Annotated in this window: 10 protein-coding genes; 3 read left to right on the forward strand and 7 right to left on the reverse strand. The window is 57.1% G+C overall.

The window, feature by feature from the left end:
• The first annotated feature begins 41 nt into the window (after nt 1-41).
• Entirely contained in the window at nt 42-1,319 is a 1,278-nt protein-coding gene (hemL, locus tag ABWO67_RS15930) for a glutamate-1-semialdehyde 2,1-aminomutase (protein WP_353153285.1), read from the forward strand.
• Between the two features lie 103 nt (nt 1,320-1,422).
• On the opposite strand, the gene ABWO67_RS15935 is transcribed toward hemL, so the two are convergent.
• From ABWO67_RS15935 to ABWO67_RS15965, 7 genes are all read right to left on the reverse strand, one after another.
• Nucleotides 1,423-1,830 (reverse strand): RidA family protein, encoded by a 408-nt coding sequence (locus ABWO67_RS15935; RefSeq protein WP_353153267.1) that lies wholly within the window; start codon nt 1,828-1,830, stop codon nt 1,423-1,425.
• Nucleotides 1,827-3,491 (reverse strand): AMP-binding protein, encoded by a 1,665-nt coding sequence (locus ABWO67_RS15940; protein WP_353153269.1) that lies wholly within the window; start codon nt 3,489-3,491, stop codon nt 1,827-1,829. The genes ABWO67_RS15935 and ABWO67_RS15940 overlap by 4 nt, the downstream gene beginning before the upstream one ends.
• A gap of 70 nt (nt 3,492-3,561) precedes the next feature.
• A complete protein-coding gene (locus ABWO67_RS15945) occupies nt 3,562-4,743 on the reverse strand; it encodes an acyl-CoA dehydrogenase family protein (protein WP_353153271.1) in 1,182 nt (393 codons plus the stop codon).
• The gene (locus ABWO67_RS15950) at nt 4,744-5,595 is read right to left on the reverse strand and encodes an enoyl-CoA hydratase family protein (protein WP_353153273.1); all 852 of its coding nucleotides are present in this window, start codon (nt 5,593-5,595) and stop codon (nt 4,744-4,746) included.
• Between the two features lie 28 nt (nt 5,596-5,623).
• Nucleotides 5,624-6,412, reverse strand: a complete 789-nt coding sequence (locus tag ABWO67_RS15955; RefSeq protein WP_353153275.1) for an SDR family NAD(P)-dependent oxidoreductase — start codon at nt 6,410-6,412, stop codon at nt 5,624-5,626.
• On the reverse strand, nt 6,409-8,748 hold the full coding sequence (locus tag ABWO67_RS15960; protein ID WP_353153277.1) for a bifunctional salicylyl-CoA 5-hydroxylase/oxidoreductase: 2,340 nt from the start codon (nt 8,746-8,748) through the stop codon (nt 6,409-6,411). The genes ABWO67_RS15955 and ABWO67_RS15960 overlap by 4 nt, the downstream gene beginning before the upstream one ends.
• 162 nt (nt 8,749-8,910) lie before the next feature.
• On the reverse strand, nt 8,911-9,996 hold the full coding sequence (locus ABWO67_RS15965; RefSeq protein WP_353153279.1) for a M14 family metallopeptidase: 1,086 nt from the start codon (nt 9,994-9,996) through the stop codon (nt 8,911-8,913).
• A gap of 171 nt (nt 9,997-10,167) precedes the next feature.
• On the opposite strand from ABWO67_RS15965, the gene ABWO67_RS15970 reads away from it, so the two are divergent.
• On the forward strand, nt 10,168-10,674 hold the full coding sequence (locus tag ABWO67_RS15970; protein ID WP_353153281.1) for a MarR family winged helix-turn-helix transcriptional regulator: 507 nt from the start codon (nt 10,168-10,170) through the stop codon (nt 10,672-10,674).
• An 83-nt stretch (nt 10,675-10,757) separates the two neighbouring features.
• Nucleotides 10,758-11,984: a bifunctional glutamate N-acetyltransferase/amino-acid acetyltransferase ArgJ gene (gene argJ / locus ABWO67_RS15975; protein WP_353153283.1), complete on the forward strand. Its 1,227-nt coding sequence runs from the start codon at nt 10,758-10,760 to the stop codon at nt 11,982-11,984.
• Nucleotides 11,985-12,054: the final 70 nt, after the last annotated feature.

A 12,054-nucleotide genomic window follows, 5' to 3' on the forward strand; every position in this document is an offset into this window, starting at 1 on the left:
GGCTGAATCCTCCCATCATTCTTGCCTTGAGTCCGAACACCATGTCTCGCAATACAGAACTATTTGAACGCGCCTGCCAAACGATACCCGGCGGCGTCAACTCCCCGGTCAGAGCCTTTCGCTCGGTGGGCGGATCACCGCGCTTCATTACGCGCGCACAAGGGCCCTACATGTGGGACGCCGACGGTGTCCAATACATCGACTACGTCGGCTCCTGGGGCCCTGCCATCCTTGGCCACGCACACCCCGAAGTCATTCGCGCCGTACAGGAAGCTGCCGTTCACGGCCTGTCGTTCGGCGCCCCTACCGAAGGCGAAATCGAAATTGCCGAAGCCATCGCCGCACGCCTGCCTTCCATCGAAAAAGTAAGGCTGGTCAGTTCCGGTACCGAAGCCACCATGACCGCCATCCGATTGGCCCGTGGCGCGACCGGACGCTCGAAGATCATCAAGTTCGAAGGCTGCTACCACGGCCACGCCGATAGCCTGCTGGTCAAGGCGGGGTCTGGGATGCTGACCTTCGGCAACCCGACCTCGGCCGGTGTCCCACCTGAGTTCATCAAGCACACCCTGGTGCTTGACTACAACAAGCTGGACGCCGTCGAAGCGGCGTTTAAAGAATTCGGCGCAGATATCGCCTGCATTATCGTAGAACCGATTGCCGGCAACATGAACTTGATCAAGCCTGTACCAGGCTTCCTGGAAGGCCTGCGCTCGCTGTGCACGCAGTACGGCGCATTGTTGATTTTCGACGAAGTCATGACGGGCTTTCGCGCCGGGCCGCAAGGCGTACAAGGCCTGACGGGTGTCACGCCCGATATCACCACGCTAGCCAAAGTCATTGGCGGCGGGATGCCTGTGGGCGCCTTTGGCGGCCGTGCCGACATCATGGAGCACATCGCTCCCATCGGCAACGTCTACCAGGCGGGCACGCTATCGGGCAACCCTGTCGCTGTAGCGGCAGGGTTGGTGACCCTGAAGCTTCTGGCAGAGCCTGGTTTCTACGACCGCCTGTCTGCCCAGTCGAAGAAACTGACAGAAGGTCTCGCCGAACGCGCCAAAGCGGCTGGCGTCACCATGTGCACAGACCATGTCGGCGGGATGTTCGGCCTTTATTTCCGGGAAAGCATACCGACAACTTTCGAAGAAGTCTCAACTTGCGACGTTGAGCTTTTCAAGAAATTCTTCCACGGCATGCTGATCAAAGGGGTGTACTTTGCCCCGTCGGCATTCGAAGCTGGATTTATTTCATCAGCTCATGATGACGCGGTTATCCAGACTACGCTGGATGTGGCGGAAGAGGTTTTCGCCAAGCTGTAAGCGTTGCTTATTCAACATGACCGACGCCGGGTTAAGGGCCTTCACCCTTAATCCGGCAAGGCCGTAGCAAGAGGCCACCAGAACTTCATTCCGGTATAACAACCTACGCTGCTGGCACTACCGCCGTCACTTCAATTTCAACGCGGGCACGGTCTTCAATCAAGTCGGCAACCTCGACCGCTGTCATGGCAGGATAATGACGCCCGATGATCTCGCGATAATGACGTCCTACGTCACGTAAAGCTGCCACATACTCTTGCTTGTCACAGACGTACCACGTCATCCGGGTAATGTGCTCAGGCCCTGCGCCGCCCTCCTTCAGAATTGCTACGATATTTTTTAATGTCTGGCCGACTTGTTCGGCAAAATCATCGGTTTCAAATTGCTGCTGCGCGTTCCAGCCCACCTGTCCTCCCACAAACACCAGCCGACTGCCCACTGTCATTTCCGTCATAATGCCGTTGGCATAGCCACGCGGCTCGAGCCATGTTGGCGGCTGCAAAGTATTCATTTCCGTTCCCCTTGTTCAATGGCTTTCTGACGCAATACGAACCGCTGCAATTTCCCGGTTTCTGTGCGTGGCAGGCTGTCGACAAATTCGACAGCCCGTGGATATTTATAAGGAGCAATCTGCGCCTTGACGTGTTCCTGCAAGGCCTTGACCATCGCTGCATCCGCAGCGGTCCCTGGTTTGAGCACTACGAAAGCCTTGACGATACTGCCCCGATCAGAATCAGGCTGGCCGACCACACCGCACTCCGCTACCGCGTCGTGCAATAGCAATGCGCCTTCCACTTCAGGCCCGGCAATGTTGTAGCCAGCCGAAACGATCATGTCATCGTTACGGGCCTGGTAGTACAGGTAGCCATCTTCATCCATGGAAAAAGTGTCGCCTGGCAGATTCCAGCCATGCTGCACGAATACAAGCTGACGCTCATCATCCAGGTAGCGGCATCCTGTCGGCCCCTTCACCACCAACCTTCCTACTACTCCTGGCTCGACCTGTTGAAAATTTTCATCGACGACTTGCGCCACGTAGCCAGGAACCACTTTGCCGATGGCGCCTTGCCTGACTTCGTTTCCGGAACTGGACACGTACACATGAATCATTTCCGTGCCGCCGATGCCGTCTATCATTTCTATGCCCGTGGACTTTTTCCACAGCTGCCGGGTCGCGTCGGGCAAGGCCTCTCCGGCCGAAACCGAGTTCTTTAACGAAGAGAGGTCGTAATTGCCAACCATCGCCGCCATCTGTCGATAAAAGGTGGGCGCGGTGAAAGTCATGGTGACCCCGAAATCCTGGACCGTCGCCAGCAAGTCATCGGGAGTCAACCTCTCTGCAAGCACTGAGCACGCGCCGACTCGCAAAGGAAAGCACAGCAAACCGCCCAGGCCGAAAGTAAAAGCCAAAGGCGGCGTACCGCAAACGACATCGTCCGCCTGCATTTTCAGCGTGTGGCGTGAAAAGGTATCGCACATGGCCAGCACGTCGCGATGGAAATGCATGCAGCCTTTGGGCTTGCCTGTCGTGCCGCTGGTAAATGCGATAAGGCATACATCATCAATGGCGGTATCGCAGGCTGGAAACGTATCGGGCTTACCAGCCGCCAGCGTATCCAGGCTTTCCGGCCCATCATCGTGAAAATAACGGACATGACCTAGCTGCGGGCAAAAACCAGGATGGTTCGGGTTACGACAATGTTCGATCTCCTGTGCAAGCCGGTGGTCGCACAACACCGCCTGTACCCTGGCCTTGTCGATGATCTGTTTAAGCTCGAAAGCGCGCAGCAAAGGCATGGTGGGCACCGTGACCAGGCCCGCCTTGACGGCAGCCAGCCAGGATGCGGCCATCATCACATTATTGGGGCCGCGCAACAGCACGCGGTTACCCGGCTGCAAGTGCATATCCTGGACAAGCACATGCGCTATCTTGTTTACCAAGCCTGCCAGCTCGCGGTAATCCATGCTGCGCTGGCCCGAAGCTTCCCGCCAGCGCAAGGCGATCCTGTCGCCCTGCCCTTGCGCAATTCGCTCGTCCACGAGAGCCGCTGCACAATTGAGCCGTGCCGGGTAAGCCACATCGGGGTTGCCATCGAGCAACAGTTCTGGCCACTGATCCAGCGGCGGCAAATGGTCACGCGAAAATGTGTCGGTATGTGCTGAGGCTTCCATGCTTGTCTCCTGTCTCGTTGCAGTGCAAAGACGCCAATGTCGCCGCGATGGGCGAGGCGCTGCCGCGGTATCAACGGTCTTCGCCGTCCTTGAGCAATTCCCGCGCAATAATCAGTTTCTGCACTTCCGTCGCGCCTTCGTAAATGCGCAGAGCACGAATTTCCCTATATAGCTTTTCTATGGGAGCACCCGACACCACGCCCGCCGCGCCAAACATCTGTAAAGCGCGATCTATGATGCGTTGCGCCGACTCGGTTGCGGCCATTTTGGCCATGGCCGCTTCACGCGTTGTGCGCACGCTTTTTACATCTCGCAGCCATGCGGCCCGATACGTCAATAATGCGGCGGCATCGATGTCACATGCCATTTCGCCCAGCGCCGCCTGCGTCAACTGCAGATCGCCTAGCGTCTGACCAAACATATGCCGCGACTTGGCTCTATCCAATGCCAGCGCAAGCGCATGGCGTGCAAAACCCAGGGCTGCTGCCGCTACCGAAGCCCGAAAAATATCCAGCGTCATCATGGCAAGCTTGAAGCCCTGCCCCGCGTCGCCCAGGCGATGCGTCGCCGGGACACGGCAATTGTTGAAGCTCAAAGTCGCCAACGGATGTGGCGCAGTCACATCAATGCGTTCGGATATCGACAAACCGGGCGTATCGGCATCCACCACGAAAGCGCTGATACCCCGCGCCCCGGGGGCTTCGCCGGTGCGCGCGAACACGCAGTAGAAGTCCGCGATGCCGCCGTTGGATATCCAGGTTTTTTCACCGTTGAGCACGTAGCTGTCGCCTTCCTGCCGCGCCTCGCACGACATGGCCGCGACGTCGGATCCCGCCTCGGGTTCCGATAGGGCGAAAGCCGCAATCGCCTTGCCGCTGGCGACTCTGGGCAAATAGTCCTGGCGAATGGCTTCGCTGCCTGCCAGCGAAATTGCGCCGCTACCCAGCCCTTGCATCGCAAATGCGAAGTCAGCCAAGCCATCGTGGCGGGCCAGCGTTTCGCGCATGATGCATACAGCCCGTGAGTCGATTTCAGGCCATCGTCCGCCCCACTGGCCATCCGGCCCTTGCGGAACAACCATACGCAACCAACCGGCTGCGCCCAACTCCCTGACCAAATGTCGGCAGGCAGCGTCGGTATCCGAGTGATCAACCGCAGACAGCGTACGCAGGCACCACTCGTCCAAACCCGCCGCCAGCTCTTGGTGCCGCTGATCGAAGAAAGGCCACTCCAGCCAACTTGCGGGATTCATTCAATCACCTTCGAAAACGGGTTTCTGCTTGGCGACAAAGGCGTCGTAAGCACGGCGGAAATCCTTGGTCTGCATGCAAATCGCCTGAGCCTGCGCTTCGGCTTCTATGGCTTCATCCACACCCATATTCCATTCCTGATGCAACAGTTTCTTCGTCATACCATGCGCGAAGCTTGGCCCGTCAGCCAATTGCCTGGCCAGTTTTTGAGCCGCTCCCAGCACCGCATCGGACTCCTGCAGACTATTGAAAAAACCCCAGTTCATTCCTTCCTCGGCCGTCATGGCCCGGCCGGTATACAGCAGTTCCGACGCCCTGCCTTGACCTATCATCCGTGGCAGCAAGGTGCAGGCGCCCATATCCGCGCCCGCCAGACCTACCCGCGTAAACAGAAAGGCGGTGCGGGCCTGCGGCGTGCCCAAGCGCATGTCCGAGGCCAAGGCAATCATTGCGCCAGCGCCGGCACAAATACCATCGACCGCCGCCACGATAGGCTGAGGACAAGCGCGCATGGCCTTGATCAAGTCGCCGGTCATGCGGGTAAAGTCCAGCAGTTCGGGCATGGTCATGCGCGTGAGCGGCCCGATGATTTCGTGGACATCGCCGCCAGAACAAAAATTCGCACCCGCACCAGTGACAACGACCGCTTTGATATCGGTGGCATATACCAAGCTGCGGAATAAATCGCGCAGTTCTGCATAAGAATCGAAAGTCAGGGGGTTCTTGCGCTCTGGGCGGTTCAACGTAACGGTGGCGACTTTGCCATCGTCAGAAACTTCCCATAGGAAATTCCTGGCTTGGTAGCCTGCGCAAGGACCTTTATGGTCCGCCATGCTATGTACTGCTGTTTGCATTCGTGTTCTCCTTTGATAATGGCTGGCCCTAGCCCACCATGACTTCCCCGCCATCCACCGGGATAGCCTGGCCACTGATACCCGCCGCGCCAGGCTGGCATAGCCACGCCACCGCATCGGCGACTTCGCCGGGCTGTATCAACCTGCCCTGCGGATTGCGCCCGGCCAGCTTGGCCATGGCCTGCTCTGCTGACATGCCAGTCTTTTGTGTAATGTTGGCGATCGCTTCGTGCACGATTTCAGTTTCGGTATACCCAGGACACACGGCATTGACGGTTACGCCTTTCGTGGCGGTTTCCAGAGCCAGCGCTCTTGTGAGCCCGATGACGCCATGCTTGGCAGCACAATAAGCGCTGACATAGGGATAGCCGATAAGACCTGCTGTGCTGGCGACATTGACAATACGCCCCCAGCGGCGTTCCAGCATGTCCGTCAGCGCTGCCTGCATGCAGTGAAACGTACCGGTAAGATTGACCGCAATCATCTGCTGCCAATCAGCCTCATCCAGTTTGTCGAAACGTTCGCTGACTGCCTGCCCCGCATTGTTGATCAAGATATCGACGGGGCCGAAGCGATCCTTTGCTTGCCCAAACACGCGCCGCACATCAGCTTGTTGCGAAATATCGCCGCTGGCATAAGCGACCTGCCCGCTATCCGCGAGCTTGGCCACTGCTTGCTCCAGGGACTCAACGCCTCGGCCCACCAGCGTTACGCTGGCTCCCATGTCCGTCAATCGCTGAGCGATCGCATACCCGATTCCGCGCGAGCCGCCCGTCACCAATGCATGTTTGCCTTCAAGGCTCTTGCTCTTCGTCATTTTCCTATCGGCAGCGCATACGCGGCCGCTCGTTCGAAATTGGTTTCTAATTGGCGCTTGGCCGGGAAGTACTGCTTGGGCCAACTGACATCCGTTGCGCCGATGCGGGCCGACTCACGCAAAGTCCAGGCGGCATCAGCCAGGTGGGGACGCGCCAGTGCGCACAAATCGGCCCGGCCCGACGCAATAATGCTGTTGACGTGATCAGCCTCGAAAATCGCCCCTACGGCAATCGTCGGAATATGCGCTTCATTGCGAACCCGATCAGCAAAGGGCGTTTGGTACATACGGCCATACACCGGCTGTTCAGCCTTGCTGACCTGGCCGGATGAGCAGTCCACCATATCCACCCCTGCCTCCTTGAAGCGCCCGGCGATTTCAATAGCGTCATCTGCCGTTATCCCGCCTTCCACCCAGTCATGCGCGGAAATACGCACAGACATGGGAAGATCTTCAGGCCAGACCACCCGCAGCGCCTTGAAAATCTCCAGCGGATAACGCAGTCGGTTCTCTAGCGAGCCGCCGTATTCATCAGTGCGCTGGTTGGTAAGCGGTGAAATGAAACTGGACAACAAATAGCCGTGTGCACAGTGCAATTCCAGCCAGTCAAAGCCGGCCTGGGACGCACGCACCGCAGCCGCTGTAAATTCATCGCGCACCGCATCCATTTGTGCGCGCGTCATAGCTTGAGGCACCTGAGACACACCTTCGATATAAGGCAATGCCGAAGCAGACACCAGGGGCCAATTGCCCTCAGGCAGCGGCATATCGGTACCATCCCAGCTAACGCGAGTCGACCCCTTGCGCCCGGCGTGGCCCAACTGAATGCCAATATGGGCATCGCTATTTTGATGAACAAAATCGACAATACGCTTGAAAGCCAGCATTTGCCCATCTGTCCAAAGCCCCGGGCATCCAGGGGTAATGCGCGCCTCTGGAGAAACGCAGGTCATCTCCACCATAACCAAGCCGGCCCCACCCATCGCCCGGCCGCCCAAATGCACAAGGTGGAAGTCGCCTGGAACACCGTCGACACTGGAATACATCGCCATGGGCGACACCACAATGCGATTCTTCAGTCTGATGCTGCGCGCCGTGTAAGGCGTAAGCATGGGAGGCAACGGGCGCCCGTTGTCATGCAGCGCGCCGGCCTTGTCCGCCATCCACCGCTCATAGCCCTCCAGCCAGCCAGCGTCTCGCAAGCGAAGATTTTCGTGGGAAATACGCTGAGAACGCGTCAGCAACGAATAGGCGAACTGTTCGGGCTCAAAATCGGCATATCGTGCAACGCTTTCAAACCACTCTGTGGAATTGCGCGCCGCATTCTGGATTTTCAACACTTCAACACTGCGAACATCCTGGTAATGCTGCAACGCTGCCGGCAAATCGTTGCCGTGCGCCACAATGGATCGATTCAACTCAATGGCATCTTCAAGCGCCAGCTTGGTGCCCGATCCGATAGAGAAATGCGCCGTGTGGGCCGCATCGCCCATCAATACAATCGGTACGCTGCGGCCATCAGACAAGGTCTGCTGATGCACCCAGGTATCGCAGATGACGCGGGGAAAACGAATCCAGATAGCCGACCCGCGCAAATGACCCGCATTGGAAATCAAGGCATTGCCGCCCAACCAGGGCGCGAACAGCTGCTCACAATAAGCAATGCCGTCTTCCTGGCTCATCGCCTCCAGGCCGGCCGCCCGCCAGGTTTCGTCCAGCGTCTCGACAATAAAGGTCGACATGCCTGGCTCATATTGATAAGCATGGGCTTGAAACCACCCGTGCTCAGTGTGCACGAACGCGAAGGTGAAGGCGTCGAAAGTCTGCTTGGTGCCCAGCCAAACAAAACGGCATTGACGGGTATCGATGTCGGGCTTGTAAATGTCGGCATAACGCGCGCGGACCTTGCTGTTTAAGCCATCCGAAGCAATAACCAGATCCGCCCCATACTTTTCAGCCACTGCCTGGTCATCGGCGACATCCGTTTCAAAAACCAGATTCACGCCGATTTCTTCACAGCGCGACTGAAGAATATTCAACAACTTTTTGCGACCGATACCGATGAACCCATGGCCGCTGCTGCGCATGCTGCGGCCCTTGTAATGGATCTCGATATCGTCCCAATGGTTGAACGCATCGCTGATTTGGCGCGCAGAAACCGGATCGGCCTCTTTCAGGTTTTCCAGGGTCGCATCGGAAAAGACCACTCCCCAGCCGAACGTGTCATAAGGGCGATTGCGCTCCACAACCGTCACATCGTGTCCAGGATCGGCAAGCTTCATCAGCAAACCGAAATACAAGCCGGCCGGCCCTCCTCCTATGCACACGATTTTCATGGTCTTGCTCCGGACACTTGGTTGGGATTTGCTTTAAGCTTAAACTATATAGTCAAAAAAATTGGCGCGCAAGAAATTTTACTTGCCGCCAAAACAAATGTCCTCTTCGCAGCTCTAGACAGCAGTCCAAGTCCAGCGCTGCCGGCCTGTTCACCTGCTTTCTTACCCTGCGGACAAGCCATTGATCGCCTGCAGCAGGCTAGTGCGGGATTGCCCTACGACAGCCCCGCGCCAGTCATCATGATCAGGATAGAACGCAGCCTTGTGAGCCGCCTTCATTGCCCTGCGCTGGGCCGGATCCGCATCCTTGTGGCAGCCCAGCCAGCGATCACCGCGCAAGGCCAAAAACACCTCGTCCATAGGCACCGTGCCATACTCCTGCGCCATAAATGTCAGTTCCGGAACGTGGCTGCACTCTTCCAGCAAGGCCCGCATACCGGTTCCGCCAATATCGACAGTGCTTGAATCAGGATCCACCACAGAGACCACATCGGCTCCCCACCAGGACCGCGCCCGTTGATACTCGGGCTGCCCCTTTTGCACGAAGATCTTTTCCGCATGGCCGTATGGCCCCAAGCCGGTGTGATAGTCGATCCAGGCGATACGATCGCGATCTTTTCCGAACTGCCCAAGAATGTCGCGCAAGGTCAGGTTGCTCCATGATGGACTGAGCCCGCCATAAAACAGCCCATCGGGATGGCTGTACTGGCCCAGCATCATGCCCTCTCGATAGGCCTGCTCGCCTTCTGTAGTGATAAACGCCTGTATGGCCGCCGCGTTTTCCGCTCCAGGAGGCCACGACTCGGGAATCAACAACGGATGCAAAGCCAGATAATGCCTATTGTCAGGCAAGGGCTTGCTGAAATCGCAAAAATTACGATTCAAGTCAATATTGTCTTCATTAGTGCGATGTCCCCACGAGAACCCGTAGGGATTCACTGCATGGATCAGCAATATGCCAATGCCATTGGCCTGAGCCCTTTCGAGCAAGGCCTGATCATTAAGCAAGGCCACTTGGCACCCCGAACCGCAATAGCCCTCTTCTCCGTGCATGGCCGACGTCAGGATCAACAATGAGCGCGCATCAGTCGAACCGCAATATGCCACATCTGTCGTCAAGCTCTCGCCATCCACGCCTGACGCCGCAGGATTCACATAGGATTGCACATGACAGCCTTGCCGGGCAGCCGCCCCGAGGAAACGGCTCTTGGCATCAGCATAACTTTGACCGAAAAACGCTTGAAACATGATTGCCTCCCTTTTTCTTTTATTTTGAATATGTCTGCATAACATCAAAGACGTCAGTAGAACGGATCATTACACTACGCTCCACTTCCCTTGCTTCGCAAATTTAACACCGACAGGTAATTGAAGATTAAAATATCTACGTCGTTACCTTAAAGCCTACTATAGAACGTCATGAGCGCCACAGCACCCACGCCAAACACCCCCGACCTGGAAAGCCGCACTGTGCCCGAAGATCATCAAGATCTCCGGCTTTGGCTGCGCCTGCTCACTTGCTGCAACCTGGTGGAAAGCGAAATCCGCAGCCGCCTGCGTTCCGAATTCGAAACGACCTTGCCGCGTTTTGACTTGATGGCGCAATTGCAACGAGCGCCCGGCGGCATGAAAATGAGCGAACTATCGCGCCACATGATGGTGACCAACGGCAACATCACCGGAATCACCGATCAGTTGGAAAAAGAAGGCCTGGTCGAGCGCGTCAAGGTCGCCACTGACAGGCGCAGCTCGCTGATACGGCTAACGGCCAAAGGCAGGCGTACTTTCAAGAAAATGGCCAAATCGCACGAAGAATGGATACGCGCAATGTTCGGCGGCCTGTCGGAAGCCAGCCGCGGCACGCTATTCGAAGTACTCGGCGAACTCAAGTTATTGACTCAGCCCCAACTATCCGGCCGCCCCTGATAAAATCAACGCTTCGTCATCTTGCCGCAGCGCTCTGCGGCAAGCTTGCCCTACTTCACCCTATTTACTGCTGAGTCTTCGCCATGGCCGTCAATTTGTATATTCCACCGGAATCCCATATTTTTGCTGTAGCGGGTGTTGAAATCGGCACAGCCGAAGCCGGCATACGCAAAGCCAACCGTCGCGACCTGACTGTGTTTCGCCTGGCCGAAGGCAGCAGCGTGGCGGGCGTCTTTACACTGAATCGCTTTCGTGCCGCACCCGTGCAACTATGCGAAGCACATCTTGCCGCCGGCCAGGGCATACGCGCCATGGTCATCAATACCGGCAACGCCAATGCGGGCACAGGGGAAACCGGGCTACAGGCAGCCAAAGACACCTGCCAAGCGCTGGCAGGGCTGCTCGGCATCGAGCCCGCCCAAGTATTGCCCTTTTCCACCGGCGTCATCCTTGAACCGCTGCCAGTAGACCGTCTTACTGCGGGCTTGCCGCAAGCCATCGCCGACTTGCAAGACAATAATTGGTTCGCGGCCGCCCACAGCATCATGACCACCGACACGCAGCCAAAAATCGTGTCGCAACGGGTCGCTTTGGGCAATAACACCATAACGATTACCGGCATCAGCAAAGGCGCGGGCATGATTCGTCCGAACATGGCGACGATGCTGGGCTACTTGGCTACCGATGCCGGCATCGCCCCCGATTTGCTGAAAGAAATGGTTCGCAGCATTGCCGACCGTTCCTTCAACCGCATTACGGTTGACGGCGATACCTCGACCAATGACTCGTTCATTATCGTCGCCACTGGCAAAAGTCAGGTTCGCATCGACTCGACCTCGGATCCCCTGTACGAGCCGCTATACACAGCGCTGGCCGATGCCGCCACGGAACTGGCACAAAAAATCGTACGAGACGCCGAGGGCGCGACCAAATTCATGACTGTCCAGGTCGAGCAGGCAAAAACCAGCGAAGAAGCGCTGAAGGTTGCCTATGCCGTAGCCCAGTCGCCATTGGTCAAAACTGCCTTTTTCGCGTCAGACCCCAATCTGGGCCGTATTTTGTGCGCCATTGGTTACGCTGGAATCGCGGATCTTGATGTCAACGGTATCAATCTCTGGCTCGGCGATGTGCTGGTCGCTAAAAATGGCGGTCGCAATCCCGACTATCAAGAGGCGGATGGCCAGCGGGTCATGAAAGAGCCCGAGATTCTGGTTCGTATTGCGTTGGGACGCGGTGATGTGTCTGATACCGTTTATACCTGCGATTTTTCTCACGAGTATGTGAGTATTAATGCGGACTATCGGTCTTAATTAGCTGGCGCTCCTCTGTCGGTTTCTTGAGCGGCGGCTGCCACAGGGGGTGGGACTGGCTCAGCGCTTA

Origin of the sequence: Pollutimonas bauzanensis (genome assembly GCF_040393045.1) — a bacterium.
GTDB classification, from domain to species: Bacteria; Pseudomonadota; Gammaproteobacteria; order Burkholderiales; family Burkholderiaceae_B; genus Pollutimonas; species Pollutimonas bauzanensis_A.

Coding starts and splice junctions, on each gene's coding strand:
- hemL (WP_353153285.1), top strand. CDS start 42: ATGTCTCGCAATACAGAACTATTTGAACGCGCCTGCCAAACGATACCC.
- ABWO67_RS15935 (WP_353153267.1), bottom strand. CDS start 1,830: ATGAATACTTTGCAGCCGCCAACATGGCTCGAGCCGCGTGGCTATGCC.
- ABWO67_RS15940 (WP_353153269.1), bottom strand. CDS start 3,491: ATGGAAGCCTCAGCACATACCGACACATTTTCGCGTGACCATTTGCCG.
- ABWO67_RS15945 (WP_353153271.1), bottom strand. CDS start 4,743: ATGAATCCCGCAAGTTGGCTGGAGTGGCCTTTCTTCGATCAGCGGCAC.
- ABWO67_RS15950 (WP_353153273.1), bottom strand. CDS start 5,595: ATGCAAACAGCAGTACATAGCATGGCGGACCATAAAGGTCCTTGCGCA.
- ABWO67_RS15955 (WP_353153275.1), bottom strand. CDS start 6,412: ATGACGAAGAGCAAGAGCCTTGAAGGCAAACATGCATTGGTGACGGGC.
- ABWO67_RS15960 (WP_353153277.1), bottom strand. CDS start 8,748: ATGAAAATCGTGTGCATAGGAGGAGGGCCGGCCGGCTTGTATTTCGGT.
- ABWO67_RS15965 (WP_353153279.1), bottom strand. CDS start 9,996: ATGTTTCAAGCGTTTTTCGGTCAAAGTTATGCTGATGCCAAGAGCCGT.
- ABWO67_RS15970 (WP_353153281.1), top strand. CDS start 10,168: ATGAGCGCCACAGCACCCACGCCAAACACCCCCGACCTGGAAAGCCGC.
- argJ (WP_353153283.1), top strand. CDS start 10,758: ATGGCCGTCAATTTGTATATTCCACCGGAATCCCATATTTTTGCTGTA.